The organism is Nostoc spongiaeforme FACHB-130 (assembly GCF_014698475.1).
Lineage (GTDB): Bacteria > Cyanobacteriota > Cyanobacteriia > Cyanobacteriales > Nostocaceae > Nostoc_B > Nostoc_B spongiaeforme.
The window spans coordinates 71,636-88,267 of sequence record NZ_JACJTB010000026.1 but is presented as its reverse complement, the minus strand read 5'-3'; the positions used below and the strand labels follow the sequence as shown (position 1 = coordinate 88,267).

At 41.9% G+C, this 16,632-nt stretch carries 16 protein-coding genes; 11 read left to right on the top strand and 5 right to left on the bottom strand.

The features are described 5' to 3' along the window. Nucleotides 1–288: 288 nt before the first annotated feature. Nucleotides 289–1,134, bottom strand: a complete 846-nt coding sequence (locus H6G74_RS18875) for a M56 family metallopeptidase (protein ID WP_190969127.1) — start codon at nt 1,132–1,134, stop codon at nt 289–291. Continuing rightward, nucleotides 1,135–1,554, bottom strand: coding sequence for a BlaI/MecI/CopY family transcriptional regulator (locus H6G74_RS18870; protein WP_062289328.1), 420 nt, complete (start codon nt 1,552–1,554; stop codon nt 1,135–1,137). A gap of 201 nt (nt 1,555–1,755) precedes the next feature. Here H6G74_RS18870 and H6G74_RS18865 point away from each other — a divergent pair, with 201 nt between their 5' ends. The 3 genes from H6G74_RS18865 to H6G74_RS31265 all read left to right on the top strand — a co-directional run bounded on the left by H6G74_RS18865 (nt 1,756) and on the right by H6G74_RS31265 (nt 4,188). Then, a complete protein-coding gene (locus H6G74_RS18865; RefSeq protein WP_190969126.1) occupies nt 1,756–2,391 on the top strand; it encodes a Uma2 family endonuclease in 636 nt (211 codons plus the stop codon). Nucleotides 2,392–2,530: 139 nt separating this feature from the next. Further along, entirely contained in the window at nt 2,531–3,268 is a 738-nt protein-coding gene (locus H6G74_RS18860; RefSeq protein ID WP_190969125.1) for a 2-phosphosulfolactate phosphatase family protein, read from the top strand. Nucleotides 3,269–4,035: 767 nt separating this feature from the next. Beyond that, entirely contained in the window at nt 4,036–4,188 is a 153-nt protein-coding gene (locus tag H6G74_RS31265) for a CopG family transcriptional regulator (protein WP_062289322.1), read from the top strand. 79 nt (nt 4,189–4,267) lie between these two features. On the opposite strand, the gene H6G74_RS18855 is transcribed toward H6G74_RS31265, so the two are convergent. Then, entirely contained in the window at nt 4,268–4,456 is a 189-nt protein-coding gene (locus H6G74_RS18855) for a CopG family transcriptional regulator (RefSeq protein ID WP_313888495.1), read from the bottom strand. Nucleotides 4,457–4,758: 302 nt separating this feature from the next. Here H6G74_RS18855 and H6G74_RS18850 point away from each other — a divergent pair, with 302 nt between their 5' ends. Both H6G74_RS18850 and H6G74_RS18845 read left to right on the top strand, forming a co-directional pair. Further along, entirely contained in the window at nt 4,759–5,577 is an 819-nt protein-coding gene (locus tag H6G74_RS18850) for a hypothetical protein (RefSeq protein ID WP_190969124.1), read from the top strand. Nucleotides 5,578–5,691: 114 nt separating this feature from the next. Continuing rightward, nucleotides 5,692–5,904: a hypothetical protein gene (locus H6G74_RS18845; RefSeq protein WP_190969123.1), complete on the top strand. Its 213-nt coding sequence runs from the start codon at nt 5,692–5,694 to the stop codon at nt 5,902–5,904. Between the two features lie 127 nt (nt 5,905–6,031). On the opposite strand, the gene H6G74_RS18840 is transcribed toward H6G74_RS18845, so the two are convergent. Next, nucleotides 6,032–9,550: a WD40 domain-containing protein gene (locus H6G74_RS18840; protein WP_190969122.1), complete on the bottom strand. Its 3,519-nt coding sequence runs from the start codon at nt 9,548–9,550 to the stop codon at nt 6,032–6,034. 123 nt (nt 9,551–9,673) lie between these two features. On the opposite strand from H6G74_RS18840, the gene H6G74_RS18835 reads away from it, so the two are divergent. Further along, on the top strand, nt 9,674–9,847 hold the full coding sequence (locus H6G74_RS18835) for a hypothetical protein (protein WP_190969121.1): 174 nt from the start codon (nt 9,674–9,676) through the stop codon (nt 9,845–9,847). A 276-nt stretch (nt 9,848–10,123) separates the two neighbouring features. Here H6G74_RS18835 and H6G74_RS18830 read toward each other — a convergent pair whose 3' ends face one another. Next, nucleotides 10,124–12,565, bottom strand: coding sequence for an ATP-dependent Clp protease ATP-binding subunit (locus H6G74_RS18830; RefSeq protein ID WP_190969120.1), 2,442 nt, complete (start codon nt 12,563–12,565; stop codon nt 10,124–10,126). Nucleotides 12,566–12,794: 229 nt separating this feature from the next. Between H6G74_RS18830 and H6G74_RS18825 the strand changes: the two genes are divergently transcribed. The 5 genes from H6G74_RS18825 to H6G74_RS18810 all read left to right on the top strand — a co-directional run bounded on the left by H6G74_RS18825 (nt 12,795) and on the right by H6G74_RS18810 (nt 16,586). Further along, a complete protein-coding gene (locus tag H6G74_RS18825; protein ID WP_190587988.1) occupies nt 12,795–13,091 on the top strand; it encodes a DUF3288 family protein in 297 nt (98 codons plus the stop codon). A gap of 163 nt (nt 13,092–13,254) precedes the next feature. Then, nucleotides 13,255–13,431, top strand: a complete 177-nt coding sequence (locus H6G74_RS31845) for a DUF6888 family protein (protein WP_390849970.1) — start codon at nt 13,255–13,257, stop codon at nt 13,429–13,431. Continuing rightward, complete coding sequence (locus tag H6G74_RS18820) at nt 13,431–13,649, top strand: DUF6887 family protein (protein WP_190969119.1); 219 nt, start codon at nt 13,431–13,433, stop codon at nt 13,647–13,649. Before H6G74_RS31845 ends, H6G74_RS18820 begins: the two co-directional genes overlap by 1 nt. 275 nt (nt 13,650–13,924) lie before the next feature. Beyond that, complete coding sequence (locus tag H6G74_RS18815; RefSeq protein ID WP_190969135.1) at nt 13,925–16,240, top strand: heavy metal translocating P-type ATPase; 2,316 nt, start codon at nt 13,925–13,927, stop codon at nt 16,238–16,240. Between the two features lie 85 nt (nt 16,241–16,325). Further along, on the top strand, nt 16,326–16,586 hold the full coding sequence (locus tag H6G74_RS18810) for a hypothetical protein (RefSeq protein ID WP_190969118.1): 261 nt from the start codon (nt 16,326–16,328) through the stop codon (nt 16,584–16,586). The last annotated feature ends 46 nt before the right edge of the window (nt 16,587–16,632 follow it).

The window sequence follows — 16,632 nt, the reverse complement described above, 5'->3', positions numbered from 1 at the left end:
GAGGTACTCATTTTTTAGCATTTGAGCCTCTGTTTCACTCTATGATTCTGCTTTTATTTTCTGTCGAGAGTGATTGACTACTCACACCTTTGTAAAAAACCTACACCTGTCAGGCAGGGAGCAGGGGGCAAGGGGAAAGAATAAAAAAACCATGAATTTGTATCATTTTTTTCGTGAAATGGTATGACAGTGTTAAACGTTTTATATTCAAATTTGTAGAGACGTTGTATACAACGTCTCTATTTGGGGTGAGAGTAAAAATATTATTTCTGCAAGCAACTCCATGCTTTATGTATGAAATAAGACAGTAAATAACGGGATAAACGCTAAGATAAATCCTTGCCAAGACTGCCAGTTCATCGCTACTTTTGGTTCTGGTGGTGCGAGTAAAGCATCGATTCTTTGTTCCAAGCGATCGCCTAAACTACTACCCAAAGCCGCACAACAAACCTCAGATTCCGGTAACACAGAAGTTTGACTCACAACCAACACTAACGATTCTGCTAACAGCAGTGGATCAACTTGAGCAGCCGCGTAACTATCCGCACGTAGTTCGCGCAACACTAATAATTCTTGCCACAACGCATCTGTATTCGGTAGCCAAGCGGTGCAAGTACGCACCCAACCCAGCCAGAAAAACCAAAATGTATCGCGGTAATAATGATGTCCTTGCTCATGGGCTAAGACACTTTCAACATGAGCAGGTGAAAGATTTTGGAGTAATCCTTGGCTAACTACTAGTTCTGGTTGCCAAAAACCAATTTGACCAGCAAACAATGTTGGTGTGTTAATTAGCCTAGCTGATTTACCATCAAGATTAATCAAGGGAGCATGACGGGCAGATTCTACAGATTGCCAACCTTGGATGGTGAGTTTTATGCACAAAACAGCAAAATAGCCGAGAATGACAAACGCTAAATCGTAGCTCAACCAGCCTGTATAGACTCCGCCCATTTTACCTTGCGGCCCCATACACAGCAGGGCGATCGCAGTCATAAATATCAACAAAGGCGGAAACAAAAAGATAAATAAAGCTTTCCGCCAGCGCAAATTCCAATTACCTGGAGTATTCACCCAAGAGCATCTTAATATCCAAGAAACTGCTACAGCCGTCAAAATCATGATTAGGTGCATTTATTGTTCCTCCCTGGCTTGGCGTGCAGCTTGAATCCGCTTGGCTATGGCTTCGATTTGCGCTTGGGCTGTTTCATCCAGACTATCAGCAAAGGCCGCAATCACATCGGGATTACCCACTGCGAGAAAGCGTTGTAGTTGATCATGAGCTTTAATCACCTGCGCCTGTTGTTTACTCAGCAAAGGTCGCCAATAAAAAGCTCTTCCTTGTTTATCGCAGGCCAGCCAGCCTTTTTCGGTGAGCCGACGCAGCACTGTGGTGACAGAAGTATAAGCCAATTCTCGGTTAGGATCAGCCAAAATGCGATCGTGTACATCTTTAACTGTCGCGGAACCAAGCTCCCAGACAATATTTAAAATTTCTGCTTCTAAAGGGCCTACAGACAGTTGTTTTGGACGGTAATCGGGTAAAGGTGCCATGTCGATTTTAGATCCTAGAGTTTACATTGGCAGATTTGATGCAAAATTCCCCTCTTGATTGACCAAGGTAGAGTTATTATAAATCCCTTGTTTTTTAAATACCTGATTCCATTAAATCAATCAAGCGATCGCACCTCTGAAAATACCATCGCAAATCTTCATAATCATTGTCCTTCACTACCACTCAAAGGATCTGCAATTATGTATGCCCTCGTCTCAATTGACAAAATTCAATTACCTGCTGGTTCTGTGGTGCGCCTACCTGCTACTTGGCAAGAGTATCAGCGCCTCTGTGAACAACGGGGAGATGGCTCAATTCCCCGCATTAAATATCGTGATGGAGAAGTATTACTAATGTCACCTTTGCCTGTACATGGACGAGATGCCAATTTAGTCGCAGATATCGTGAAGGCTCTGTTAGATCATGATGGCAGGGAATATGATGCGTTTACCCCTGTGACAATGACTCTACCGGAAGAAAGTGGTATTGAGCCTGACTATTGTTTTTACATTGATAATTGGCAAGCTGTTTCCGGTAAAAAGCGAATTGACTGGCGACAAGATCCCCCGCCTGATTTGGTAATTGAAATTGATGTCACCAGTTATTCCGATGTGGAAGATTATCTGCCTTATCGTGTGCCAGAAATTTGGCTATTCAAAAAACAGCAGTTATTAATTTACCAATTACAGGGAAGTATTTACCAACTGCAAACCCAGAGTCGCTATTTTCCCGGCTGGGATCTGCACAGCGTCATTGCTCAGTGTGTACAAATTGCTTATCAACGTAACACTAGTGCGGCTATTCGCCATCTTAAACAACAGTTAAATAACAGTTAAACTCAAGGATATTTACCCTCATTGGCCAATGTCTTGCCATAACCTCGAAAAATTCCTATTGCTTAAATTGTCATTATGACTGTTAACACAAATTAGAATGTATGTCGATAATAATATTTAGAGCAGGTGTATCCAGCGCGTGAAGTTATTCTTATACCACACTCCGGAATTAACTCCTAAAGATGAAATTCCAGACTGCGCGATCGCAGTTGATGTCTTGCGAGCTACTAGTACAATTGCCACAGTCTTAGCGGCTGGCGGTGAAGCAGTACAAGTCTTCAGTGATTTAGAAAAGCTCATCGAAGTTAGCGAACAATGGCCAGTAGAGAAACGCTTAAGAGCCGGAGAACGTGGCGGAGCTAAAGTCACTGGCTTTGAACTCGGTAACTCTCCTCTAGACTGCACACCAGAACTAGTGCATGGTCGCCGCTTGTTTATCAGTACTACTAATGGTACTCGTGCTTTACAACGAATACAAAACTCTCCATCTGTACTAGCAGCCGCTTTAATTAACCGGGCTGCAATAGTAGATTTTCTTTTAGAAAAACAGCCCGAAACAGTCTGGATTGTTGGCTCTGGTTGGGAAGGGAGTTTTGCTTTAGAAGATACAGTTTGTGCGGGTGCGATCGCTCATAGCATTATCGAAAAAACTCATGTGTCTCCAGATAAATTAGCTGGTAATGATGAATTGATTGGTGCGATCGCTCTTTACACCCAGTGGCAAGATAACTTGTTGGGATTATTTCATCATGCTAGTCACGGCAAACGATTATTACGCCTCGAATGTCATGAAGACCTGAAATATTGCTCCCAAACTGATATTTTGGATGTTTTACCTATGCAACAGGAAATAGGAGTTTTAAAAAGCAACAACTAAGGATTACTCAAACATCATCCAAAACATTCCCAAGTTTTTTCTGCTTGCTATCTTAGTATTATTTGGGGTTTTTTTAGATGCAAATGTAACAAATTTATCTTTGTTTATCTATCTGGAAGCTTAATCTTGACGTAACCCTTGTTCTGTTTGCATTCATGAATGATTAAAAATATCCCTGGTATCAATACCGGGGATATTTTATCAAATTATTTAATATAATATTTGTTTCTTATTTAAAAAACTTAACTAAAATTCTTAAGGCATAACTCAGTACCGAATCAAAAATAGCCGTAATAGATATTCTGAGCAATTTAAACCGGATTGGTAGGTAATTTCTCTATTTTTAACCTTACTTTTGTGCTTATATCTTTACTTAGGGCTGATTTCGCCATTTTCAATCAATAAAATTGCATGAATTGGTGGCATTCTTCTGCTGGGTTGCAAAACAACTTGTGATGACATCATATTTGGCTGATAGTTGACTTGGGTGGTAATATTCTCAATAAGAAATTTATTACTTGGCCTAAATACCAGGGAAAACAAAAAAGTTATGAGTAGGTTATGTACTTCGGCTCATAGCAATGCAAATAAACTTGTTTATCTTGTCTGAAGATAGCTGATGAAAGCAGACAACTGCTTTTTTTAACTAATTTCAAACAGATAAAAAATCTCTGCCTAATTACGCCGAAACGCATAGTTAAGACAAGAGAATGGTCTAAATAAATGAAAATTTTCGTAGTTTTATCTAATACAACCAGACTGATAGCATGAATAAAAAATGGGCGGTCAAGCGAATAACCATCAACCTAGCACTAAACGAAGCGAAGAACTTGGAAAAGTATTGTGACCAGACAGGAAGGCCAGCAACAGATGTCATCAGAGAACTGATTCGCGGATTGGCTACTACAAGGTCTGAGTAGGATTGCAGTTCGGTCTGTGTTGCAAACCGTTGTCTTGATAATTTTCTCAACTCTAAATTAAAGAGTTGTAGTGAAACACTTAGCTTATGGGTAAGCCTCGAATGAGTTCCTCAATCACATTCGAGACTGCTTGTCCTGTCTGCTCACAATATTTCTCTAACGTTTGAGCTTCATCTGGAGTCAAGTCTACAGTTATTTGCTTGACTACTTGTTTTTTACTGGGAGTCGAAAAACTAGAAAATCCAAGCGCCGCTGTTCTATCCATCATTTTTTCAATGTGTATGGAGGCTAATTAAGATATTGCCAAGACTGAAACATCTTGACCAGTGAAAATCAAGATTTTGAGCTTAAAGTTAAGCTTCGACTTATCTTCATTGTTAAGAAATTGAATTTAAAAGCGAAGAAATCAGTCTTTGACAACCCACTTTTATCAGTGAATCCAAGCAAAATTTAGAAAAAATTATCATAATTGGGGCGGTTGAGTCTTTTTATAGTCGAATCATCCACAAATTTCGCATTAGCATAATTATCCTTTAAGATACTGGCAGATAGGAGATTATACAACGAACTATGCCTAATCCATTTTTAAATGAGCCTGAATTGGCATCTATTCAGCCGGAAAAAATAGAGGCTAAGGCAGACAACAGTACTTCGATAGGTAGTAGTAATTCCTCCACTCCAGCAAGAATTGATGCAGATATCTTAAATAAAACCCAGAAATTTTTAGATCGTGCCATCGTATCCGCTTGGCACGCCGTCAAATCGGAGCGAAGACCACCAGCTTTAACTCCTACACGTTGGGTATGGCGACTTGCTGGTTTTTACCATTTGTGTCATTCAACACCAAGACTCATGGAAAAAGCGCGATCGCGTTTTGCTGCAACCAATCGTCAGCGTTTGGCGCAGTGGGCGGGACAAAAAGCCAAAGAAGAAGCAGGTCACGACATACTTGCATTGCGAGATATTCACTCAATGGGATATCAAGCTGAAGCTGTCGTAGAAGCACTTGTACCGCCTGCGGCTCAAACTTTACTGAATTGTTTTAACCAATGTGTACAAGACTCTGACCCAATTGGTTGCGTAGGCTATTCCTATACAGCCGAACGTTTAGGAATATGTATAGGAGAAGCTTATATCCAGAAAGTAGAAGCATTGCTACCACCAGGAATCAATGCCACCCGTTGTTTACGTGTACATAGTGCCATTAGCACCACAGAGGTACAGCACGTTCAGAAGACGGTGGCGATGATTGCAGGGCTAACGCATCAAGAGCGCGATCGCGTGGCACAAGCTTGTTACCAAGCTGCATTATTGCGTTTTAGCCCACCGCCAGAAGCTTACATAACAGATGAGGAGATTGAGAATGTTTTAAAGCCACTAAAACTTTAAATCACCACAGTTCAATCTGAGTCATCAACTGCTAACGTCCTAAAAAACAAAACTGAAATTTTGTCAGAAATTTTTAACAACATAGAATTCGGTGCAACTACCAAGGAAAAAACCATGAAAACGGCAACATCTACAATCAAAATTCTCAAACAGCTGTCTTCTACCCAAGATGATTCTCTGATACAGCACCAAACTTTAAATATTCAAATTGATATCAGCGAAAATAATTTAGCAATATTAGATGACACCGACTTGGAACTAGAGAGAATCATGTTTGAAGAATTAGCACATGGATTGCCCAGCGACATTCCTATGGCTGATTGGTAGTGTGTGAGATTTTGAGTTGAGGTTGTCAATGGTCGACAGTTCAAAAAAAGCTGATTTTTGACACCTGACTTTTGACAACCATAACCTTGATTAAGTATTTTTGTTGCGTAAGTTCCAGTTGTTTGACCTATACAATTGCCCCTAATCTTTTTAAAGTAGCAATCGTCGCTGCCGTTAAACCTGTAATTCCTCCAATATTCATTCCCTCGTAAAATTTTTTAGCTTTTAAAGTTTTTAAACAATCGCTTGTATTGATGTCCCAAAGTCGAATTGTTTCATCAGCACCACTACTAGCGAGAATTCGATTATCTGGACTAAAGGCGAGCGACCAAATCCAAGCTGAATGTCCATGTAATGTCGTTTGACATTCACCCGTATCAACATCCCATAATTTAACTGTGTAATTGGGACTACTACTAGCTATAATCTTGCCATCTTGACTAAAGATAACTGCCTTCACTAGACCATTTTCACAAACCATGAAGGTGTGCAAACAATTACCAGTACGAACATTCCACAACCGGACTGTCCCATCATAACCAGCACTGGCCAGCAGTTCGCCATTTGGACTAAAAGCGATCGACCAAACCCAATTTGTATGACCCTCTAATGTTTGTTTGCACTCACCAGTGTTGACATCCCATAACTTGACTGTCTGATCCCAAGCTCCACTAGCTAACAGACTACCTTGAGGACTGAAAGCAACTGATTGAACAGCAGCACAATGCCCCATAAAAGTTTGCACAACCTGGCCAGTATTTACATCCCACAACTTCACGGTTTGGTCATTACTACCACTGGCTAACATTTGACCATCTGGACTAAAAGCTATTGACCAAACTACAGCAGGGTGTCCCAAAAGAGTTTGCAGAACTTGACGGGTATGAATGTCCCACAACTTAACTGTATGATCATCGCTGCCACTAGCCAAGGTCTGACCAGTGGGACAAAAAGCCACTGAGCGAACAGCAGCACGATGTCCTGGGAGAGTTTGCAGAACTTGACCCGTATTGACATTCCACAACCTCACTATTTGATCATCACTGCCACTAGCCAACATTTGACCATCTGGACTGTAAGCAACTGATAGTACTTGGCTAGTATATCCACTGAGAGTTTTCAGACATTGACCAGTGGTAACATCCCATAACTTCATCATTTGGTCATCACTACCACTAGCCAAGAGGTCGCCTTGGGGACTAAATACAACAGAAAATACAAAGGTTGAATGCCCATGAAGAATTTTTAAGCATTGACCTGTATTTAAATCCCATAATCTCACTGTATGGTCAAGGCTACCACTAGCGATGAGATGACCTTGGGGATGAATGGCCACAGACCAGACAGCAGCATGATGTCCTTGTAAGGTTTTAATACATTCACCAGTGTCCACATTCCATAACTTCACAGTCTGGTCATCACTGCCACTGGCGACTGTCTGCCCATTAGGACTGAGAGTCAGCGACCTGATACCATCACGATGTCCCCGCAAAATTCTGATACATTCACCAGTGTTGACATCCCACATCCGAATTGTGTCGTCATCACTACCACTCACGAGAGTCTGGCCATCCAGAGTAAAAATTGCACAAATTATCCAACTTGTATGTCCATGAAATGTTTGCAGGCATTCACCAGTACTAACATTCCACAGTTTGATAGTGCGATCATTACTACCACTCACGAGAGTTTGACCATCTGGGCTAAAAGTAACTGCCCAAACTTCGTGTTCATGTTCTTGTAAAGTTTTCAGGCATTGACCAGTATGAGGATTCCACAATTTCACTGTATGATCACTACTACTGCTGGCTAAGATGCTGCCATCAGGACTAAAAGCAAGTGATGGTACCCAGTTAGTGTGACCTTGAAAGGTGAGAACTTGATTGCAATCGGTAACTTGGTATAGGCGAATTTCGCCATTGGTATCACCCATCGCTAAAAATTTGCCGTTAGGGCTAAAAGTGATGGATAAAACGCCGCCAAAGGTTTCAGCAAAAACAGACTTAGTTAAATCAGCGTTTTGAAAATTGACATTATGTAGTTTTACATTCCGCAAGTCTGCTTGCCAAACAGTGAGTTGGGAGAAATCAAAACCAGTTAAATCTGTCTGTAGTTGACATAACAAATTGAGAATATTTCCACCTGTATAACCTGGTTCCTGTGGTGATTCTTCTCTGAGTCTGGCTAAAATTTGAGTTAATTGGTTTTCAATACTTTTTTTGCTTCTTAATGCAGTCAGCAAACCATCAATGACTGGTTTGAGAATCAGGCGGATTTGAGTTTCTCGGATGTAGTCTTTCGCACTGGCTTTAATTAAAGCATGGCATCTCAAAAGTTGAATCTGATCAGTGACAATTTCTTCACAAACCTGTTCTATTAATACCTGAGTCACATATTCCATGACCACAGGTTGTAAGGTAAAAGTGGCTGTGCTTTTTTCTACTAGCGATCGCCTCACCAAAGATTCTACAGCCTCTAGCAATTTTTGTGGTGGCACTGGCGAGACAATATCTTCCCGCAGGTCTGAGAGTGTTACTGGTTCACGATTAATTGCTAACCAGTACATAATTTCTTGTTCTAAATCTGACAACCGCTCAAACTGCTGGTCTAAAATATCTCGGATATCGCCAAAAACCACTGTATTTTGTTGTAAAAACTCGCTGATATTCCCAGCAAATACATCTTCAATAGTGGTAGCAACTATTTTCAAAGCCAAGGGATTACCACCATAGGATTCAATCATGGCTTTCCATTCTTCTTCGGCGGCTGATAGTCCTTTGATTTTTAAAATTTCCTGTCCTTCAACTACTTTCAATCCACTGAGTTGTAAGGAACGTACTGGTAAGACTTCACCTTCTAATAATGCGATTTCTTGGGGTTTTTCCCGACTGGTTAAGATTAAACAACTTTGGTGAGTAGCTTCTCCTAAACGTTTAAACAATTCACCATAACCTTCATATCCTTCTCGATATTTGCCGGCTCGGCTCCCATAACGTAATATTGACTCGGCATTGTCCAGAATTACTAGACAGCGATGATTTCGCAGATAATCAATTAATTTGGAGATGCGATCGCTTAAACTTTCTGGTAAATTCGCTTCTGTTTCTTGCTCGTCCGATAAAAATTGCAGTAATTGACTAATGATAGCTTTTACAGGTGGAGCTTCACGGAGCGATCGCCAAATTACATATTCAAAATCTTCCCGAATCTGTTGCGCTAATTTTACAGCCAGCGCCGTTTTACCAATACCACCCATACCTAACAAGGCGATAAATTGGCAATGTTCATCTAAAATCCATTGTTCTAATACAGCCAGTTCTTCTTTACGCCCATAAAAAACAGGTAAAAAACTTGCATCTCCCCAATCTAAACGAGTATTAGAGCTTAAATAATCACTTTCATTGATTTTGACATCAAAAACTAAAAATAGCTTTTCCAGAGTTTTTTTATCAACTCCACCTTCTCGATTTAGTACTTTGGATATCGTACTAGGATGTAACCCTGAAAGTTCACTGATATCTTCTAATGTGTAGCTATTGCCAAAATTTTCTTGTGCTTCTGACTTACGTTTTGCCTCCTGAAGTTTTTGTAAACCTCTAGTAGTAAGTGCAACACCACGCTTACGTCTCCAATTCTGTAAAACCATGTATTAAAACTATAATAACTATCACTTATCCCTGATATTTTTGGCTTTAAAAAAAGAATGTTACTAAGAAGTCAGCACTCAGGAGGAGAATGTGCCGTAGTGTTAGCGCAGTGCTAGTGACGTATGAGCGTCGGTAGTGCGTTGGGGAGACAGCCCGTTGCTTTGTTTGCCAAAGTTGTAGCAAGTGGCGTGCGGCTGTCGTTGGCTTTGCGGCTCCTGAATTCTTACGAATGTGTGATTCTAAATTTATACACAAAGTCTTACCTTGAAGATTCTGAGAATATGCCAGTTTTATGAACTTGAATAAAACGGACTGATCTGGAAATAGTGGCAAATTATTCTGAATGTATCAAAAGACAATTCAAAAGCTATGGTTTATGCTGAATTATGTATATACACCAGTAAGTAAATTAAACGTAATTTCGGCTGTATCTTAGCATATACCAAGGCAATACTCACTAAAAAAATATTGGAGCATTACTTTTAATTTGACTCAGTTAGTATCAATTACAAAAATCCCTTGGTAAATCAACCAAGGGATTTTTAAGTGTCAAGCTATTAGATGATTAAAGATTAACGAGCGTTTGCCAAAAGTAATTCTCGTGTATCTGATTTACGGACTTTTACTTGTCCATCATCATCGACATCGACAATGGCTGTGTCACCATTGCCAATTTCGCCGGCTAGTAGTGCTTCAGCCAAAGAATCTTCTAACAGGCGCATAATTGCTCTGCGTAAAGGTCTAGCACCATAACTGGGGTTATAACCTTCATTGACAACCAATTCTTTAAATGCTTCTGTCACTTGCAAAGTGATACCTTTTTCTGTTAGGCGATTAGCAACTTCGCGCAGCATAATCTCAGCAATTTGCTTGACTTCATCTTTACCCAGTTGAGTGAAGACAATAATTTCGTCAACTCGGTTGAGGAATTCTGGACGGAAGTAAGTTTTGAGTTCCTCATTCACTAAGTTACGAATGCGGTGATAGCTGGCTTCGGCTTGATTATCAAATTCAAAACCTAAACCACCGCCACCTTTTTCAATCACCTTAGAACCGATGTTAGAAGTCAGGATGATCAAAGTGTTCTTGAAGTCAACTTTCCGACCTTTGGCATCAGTTAGATGACCGTCATCTAAGATTTGCAGCAGCATGTTGAAGACATCGGGGTGCGCTTTTTCGATTTCGTCAAACAACAACACTGTGTAGGGTTTGCGCCGCACGGCTTCGGTAAGTTGTCCACCTTCATCGTAGCCGACGTAACCAGGAGGCGAACCAATCAACTTAGATACGGTATGGCTTTCCATGAATTCGGACATATCTAAGCGAATCATCGCTTCTTCTGCACCGAAGAAGTAGGAAGCTAAGGCTTTGGCTAATTCTGTTTTGCCAACGCCTGTGGGGCCGGAGAAGATAAAGCTGGCGATTGGACGGTTGGGATTTTTTAACCCGACTCTAGCGCGGCGGATGGCGCGAGATACAGAGGTAACTGCTTGTTCTTGACCGATTAAGCGTTGATGCAGGGTGTCTTCCAGGTGTAACAGCAATTCTGACTCAGATTCGGTGAGTTTGTTGACTGGGACACCAGTCCAAGAAGCGACGATTTGAGCAATGTCTTCTTCGTCAACAATGGGCTGAGGAATATTTTGCTCTTGGTGAATTTGGGCTTCCAGTTCTAATTCTTGGTCGCGCAGTTCCCCGGCTTTGTCGAAGTCTTGAACTCTGACGGCTTCATGTTTTGCTTTGGTGATGCTGGCTAGTTGACGCTTGAGTTCTTTGTTGGCGGAGATTTGGGAGTTCCGCAACCGGACACGGGAACCAGCTTCGTCAATTAAGTCTATGGCTTTATCAGGCAGGAAGCGATCGCTAATATAACGATCTGACAACTGGGCTGCTGCTAATACCGCCGCATCGGAAATTTCGACTTTGTGATGTTGTTCGTAAGCACCGCGCAAGCCGTAAAGAATTTGGATGGTTTCTTCCACAGAAGGTTCACCGACCAAAATTGGTTGAAAACGGCGTTCTAAAGCGGCATCTCGTTCGATGTGCTTGCGATATTCATCCAGAGTGGTTGCACCGATACATTGGAGTTCACCGCGTGCTAAAGCTGGTTTGAGAATGTTGGCTGCATCTAAGCCGCCTTCTGTACCACCAGCACCCACGAGGGTATGAATTTCGTCAATTACCAGGACGATGTTACCGACAGAGCGGATTTCGTCCATGATTTTCTTCAGGCGTTCTTCAAAATCACCACGGAAGCGAGTTCCTGCAACTAATAAGCCCATATCGAGGCTAATTACTTGTTTATTCAACAACAGTTCAGGAACATCTTGGTTAACAATACGTTGTGCTAAACCTTCTGCGATCGCAGTTTTTCCAACTCCTGGTTCGCCAATCAACACAGGATTATTTTTCGTGCGGCGACCGAGAATTTGAATGGCACGCTCAATTTCTTTTTCCCGACCAACTACAGGGTCTAGCTTGCCTTCTTGGGCGAGTTTGCTGAGATTTCTGCCGAACTCTTCTAGGGTGAGTGCTTGTTGGTTGCGGCGGGGACTACTACCACCTACAGCCACATTGCCATCTTCACCTAAACGACGTAAGACAGTAGTGCGGATGAGTCTGAGGTCAACCCCCAGATTTTGCAATACTTTCGCCGCCACACCTTCACCTGCTTCAGTTAAACCTAACAGCAAGTGTTCAGTGTTTATGTAGTTATGTCCTAGACTATGAGCTTCTTTAAACGATTGCTCAAAGAGGTTTTTGACTTTTGGTGTAAAAGGAATTTCTGGCGGTACAAAGCCAGAACCTCTACCAATAATTTTTTCAACTTCCCGTCGTGCTTCTTTGAGGGTAACGCCCAACTCACTCAGCACTTTGGCAGCAACTCCCGTTCCTTCTCCGATTAAACCCAGGAGAATTTGTTCAGTTCCTACGAAGTTGTGTCCCAGACGACGTGCTTCCTCCTGAGCTAACATAATGACTTTAATGGCTTCGGAAGTGAAGTGTTCAAACATAGCGGGTTCTTGCTCCCTTGCTGCTTGGACTGGGGGTGATTGAGGTTCACCCTCGTTAAAACTTTTAGTATTTTCTTAAAGACAATGTATCTTTATTTATGATTGACTGGCAGTGGTGAGAGCCGTAAGCGAAAAGGTGTGTTTGCCCTCATCTTTTATTATCTGGCGTTAGACGGAATCTCAACTCTAGACTCAGAATGAATTAAGAATCCGACTAAAGGTATAAACTATGGCAGAACAGCACGGAAGTAAAGACCAACAACATCCACTTTACAACCGCGATCGCCCCTTTATTGATATTCTACTCGCTCAAGAAGCAACAGACTATAATTTGGCAGAATTAGCCCGGTTACGCATCCGTTATCAAGGCTTTCCCGGCGCACGGGACATCCAAAAAGACCTAGATAAAGTTTTGCAACAATGGGGGTTAACGGAAGCAGAACTCTTCGCTAAAACCCGCCAAATTCACGACGTAGGAGGGATTTACAAAAGTCGCGGTAAAAAAGAAGAACAAGATTGGAATTAGTCTGAAGTTGGAAGACAGTGGCGACAAATGGGGCGATGGTACACAGAAAACAGGCGAATTTCCCCAAAGTGAGATTGCTAATCTAATCTTTCCTTGCTGAAAACTCTTGTATAATTTCCGTAAGGAAGTATTATCAGCAAAATTGTTTACCTAGTTGGGTTTGATGCCTACTAACAGTCAGTTGGAGTGCTTGTACCGGATTTCCTACCATTTAACATATAGAATGTTGCAGCCGATTCATCTGGTTTGTATTGATGCTCGAACCCAGAACTTGTATGTGTTGGCAGGGCAAAGCGAAGAAATCGAATTTGAAGTTACTCCGAATGGGGAGGTGCTGTGATGAGTTCAGTTGATTATGCAGCGATGTCCTATCAAGAATTAAGACGTTATTTTCTGACTCATCGAGACGACGATGCTGCGTTCCAAGCTTATTTGGCAAGGCGTAGAGAACGTTCACGTCCTGTGATCACAACAATCAACGATCCAGATTTTGACAGCAAAATTCAGGCGGCTATCCATCAGCAAATGGCAGAATATCAAAGTGGTAAGTCAACCTAACCACTAACCCAATCGCCATCTTTCAGAACTTGCTTAAATATCGCAGCCTAATTACTTAGAAAAGTAAGTTTGTCAAACAAACCCGAACTCAACAAAGCGAAACTCCTACCTGCTGCCTTACTTGATAAAGTATGAGTAGGTGCATCCATCTGCGGATAACATCACCCCGCACTCATCAAAATTCTGGCAACAACCCCTTGACTCTCCAGTTGACTAGATACTTCAAGATGAAGTTAGTCGTTAGCTACTGCTACTTCAAAATTGGGGTGAGTCAAATGGAGAATGCCACATTGAAACTGCGCGGGATGAGTTGCGCCTCCTGTGCCAAAAATATTGAAGATGCTATTAATTCTGTTCCGGGTGTGAATGAATGTAGTGTGAATTTTGGCGCAGAACAGGCAACAGTTAATTATGATTCCAGAAAAACAAATTTACTAGCCATCCAAAATGCGGTGGATGCAGCTGGTTATTCTGCCTATCCCTTGCAAGAACAAAATTTGATGGCGGGTGAAGACGATGAAGAAAAAAGACATCGCCAGCAAACATCCCGTGATTTGCAGCAAAAGGTAGTGGTAGGGGGGATAATTGGCAGTTTACTAGTGATTGGCTCATTGCCAATGATGACAGGATTGCACTTACCTTTTATTCCTGTATGGTTGCATAACCCTTGGCTGCAATTAGTCCTGACTACTCCTGTACAGTTTTGGTGCGGTAAAAGTTTTTATGTCAATGCTGGGAAATCACTCAAGCACCATACTGCCACAATGGATACTTTAATTGTGTTGGGTACGAGCGCAGCATATTTTTATTCCCTATTTGCAACAATATTTCCCAGCTTTTTCATAGCTCAGGGATTGATGCCGGATGTATATTATGAAACTGCGGCGATTGTAATCACCTTAATTTTATTAGGGCGGTTATTTGAAAATCGTGCCAAAGGGCAAACTTCCGAAGCTATCCGCAAGCTAATTGGTTTACAAGCAAAAACTGCGCGGTTGATTCGCAACGGACGAGAAATAGATGTACCGATCGCACAAGTACAAATTGGTGATGTGGTGCTGGTGCGTCCTGGGGAAAAAATTCCCGTTGATGGCGAAGTAATTGACGGGACATCTACCATTGATGAAGCGATGGTGACTGGTGAAAGTATTCCTGTGAAAAAGCAACCAGGAGATGAAGTAATTGGCGCAACCATCAACAAAACTGGTAGTTTCCAATTTCGGGCGACAAGAGTAGGAAAAGATACGGTATTGGCGCAAATTGTACAATTAGTACAGCAGGCACAAGGCTCAAAAGCGCCCATTCAAAGGTTAGCAGACCAAGTTACAGGCTGGTTTGTGCCGGCGGTAATTGCGATCGCTATTCTCACCTTTATTATCTGGTTCAACATCACTGGTAATATCTCTTTGGCGTTGATTACCACAGTCGGAGTATTAATTATTGCTTGTCCTTGTGCCTTGGGTTTAGCCACACCAACCTCAGTTATGGTAGGTACAGGTAAAGGTGCAGAAAACGGCATTTTAATTAAAGGTGCAGAAAGTTTAGAATTAGCTCACCAAATTCAAACCATTGTCTTAGATAAAACAGGCACAATTACCCAAGGTAAACCCACAGTTACAGATTTTGTCACAGTTAACGGTACGGCTAATGGTAACGAAATTCAGTTAATACAACTAGCCGCCTCTGTAGAACGCAATTCCGAACACCCATTAGCAGAAGCAGTGTTGAGATATGCTCAATCTCAGGATGTCAGCCTCATAGATGTTCAAGATTTTGCCGCGATCGCTGGTTGTGGTGTGCAGGGTATCGTGGCAAATCGCCTGGTGCAAATCGGTACACAACGCTGGATGGAAGAGTTAGATATTAACACCGCAGACTTGCAACCAAATCAAGAACGCTTAGAATACTTGGGTAAAACTGTAGTTTGGTTAGCAGTAGATGGTGAAATCCAAGGGTTAATGGGGATTGCTGATGCGATTAAACCGACTTCTCTCCAAGCTGTGCGAGCCTTGCAAAAACTGGGTTTAGAAGTTGTGATGCTCACAGGTGATAATCGCCACACCGCCGAAAGTATTGCCCGTGAAGTTGGGATTACCAGAGTATTAGCCGAAGTTCGTCCTGAGCAGAAGGTAGAAGCAATTAAGTTGTTGCAAGCGGAAAGGAGGAGGAAGACAAGGGGGACAAGGGAGAGTTACTCAGCACTCAAAACTCAGCACTCAATTGTAGCGATGGTTGGTGATGGGATTAATGATGCACCGGCTTTGGCGCAAGCGGATGTGGGAATTGCCATTGGTACGGGTACAGATGTAGCGATCGCAGCTAGTGACATCACTCTAATCTCTGGTGATTTGCAAGGTATAGTCACAGCAATTCAACTCAGCCGCGCCACAATGCGTAATATTCGCCAAAATTTATTTTTTGCGTTTATCTACAACGTTGCTGGTATTCCCATCGCGGCTGGAATTCTATTTCCGATATTTGGGTGGTTGCTCAACCCAATCATTGCAGGTGCAGCAATGGCTTTTAGTTCAGTTTCTGTAGTCACTAATGCGCTACGTTTGCGTAACTTTCGAGCCAAAGTGATTGGCTAAGGTACTTTCTATTCAACAAGTATGCCATTCTTCAGGGATGAAGGAGACAAGGAAGATATTTGCATTACTTCAAGGGGAAGTAAGTATGTGGAATAGTCAAGCAATTATTGGTAGTATTGCCAGTTGCGGATTGATGTTGAGTTTGACTGGTGGTGTAGCGAAAGCTCAAATCCCCAACCCAAAAGAATCACCAAACACTCAGTTTCGCCGCATTGAGCAACCACTGTTAATGAAAGGTGCAGTTACAGCAGGTGGTTTGGCATTAATTGGTTTAGAAATCTGGTGGTTTCTGTTGAGTAAGCCTAAGTTATCGAGCGATCGCGTTCACAGCAAACTAACTAAGTGATCAAACTAAAATTAGTATCAGTATTTTTTATTTCCTCGTGAAATAT

What these genes read in the sequence shown, in the direction of transcription:
- H6G74_RS18875 (WP_190969127.1), bottom strand. Translation starts at nt 1,134, where the DNA reads ATGCACCTAATCATGATTTTGACGGCTGTAGCAGTTTCTTGGATATTA.
- H6G74_RS18870 (WP_062289328.1), bottom strand. Translation starts at nt 1,554, where the DNA reads ATGGCACCTTTACCCGATTACCGTCCAAAACAACTGTCTGTAGGCCCT.
- H6G74_RS18865 (WP_190969126.1), top strand. Translation starts at nt 1,756, where the DNA reads ATGTATGCCCTCGTCTCAATTGACAAAATTCAATTACCTGCTGGTTCT.
- H6G74_RS31265 (WP_062289322.1), top strand. Translation starts at nt 4,036, where the DNA reads ATGAATAAAAAATGGGCGGTCAAGCGAATAACCATCAACCTAGCACTA.
- H6G74_RS18855 (WP_313888495.1), bottom strand. Translation starts at nt 4,456, where the DNA reads ATGATGGATAGAACAGCGGCGCTTGGATTTTCTAGTTTTTCGACTCCC.
- H6G74_RS18850 (WP_190969124.1), top strand. Translation starts at nt 4,759, where the DNA reads ATGCCTAATCCATTTTTAAATGAGCCTGAATTGGCATCTATTCAGCCG.
- H6G74_RS18845 (WP_190969123.1), top strand. Translation starts at nt 5,692, where the DNA reads ATGAAAACGGCAACATCTACAATCAAAATTCTCAAACAGCTGTCTTCT.
- H6G74_RS18840 (WP_190969122.1), bottom strand. Translation starts at nt 9,550, where the DNA reads ATGGTTTTACAGAATTGGAGACGTAAGCGTGGTGTTGCACTTACTACT.
- H6G74_RS18835 (WP_190969121.1), top strand. Translation starts at nt 9,674, where the DNA reads ATGAGCGTCGGTAGTGCGTTGGGGAGACAGCCCGTTGCTTTGTTTGCC.
- H6G74_RS18830 (WP_190969120.1), bottom strand. Translation starts at nt 12,565, where the DNA reads ATGTTTGAACACTTCACTTCCGAAGCCATTAAAGTCATTATGTTAGCT.
- H6G74_RS18825 (WP_190587988.1), top strand. Translation starts at nt 12,795, where the DNA reads ATGGCAGAACAGCACGGAAGTAAAGACCAACAACATCCACTTTACAAC.
- H6G74_RS31845 (WP_390849970.1), top strand. Translation starts at nt 13,255, where the DNA reads ATGCCTACTAACAGTCAGTTGGAGTGCTTGTACCGGATTTCCTACCAT.
- H6G74_RS18820 (WP_190969119.1), top strand. Translation starts at nt 13,431, where the DNA reads ATGAGTTCAGTTGATTATGCAGCGATGTCCTATCAAGAATTAAGACGT.
- H6G74_RS18815 (WP_190969135.1), top strand. Translation starts at nt 13,925, where the DNA reads ATGGAGAATGCCACATTGAAACTGCGCGGGATGAGTTGCGCCTCCTGT.
- H6G74_RS18810 (WP_190969118.1), top strand. Translation starts at nt 16,326, where the DNA reads ATGTGGAATAGTCAAGCAATTATTGGTAGTATTGCCAGTTGCGGATTG.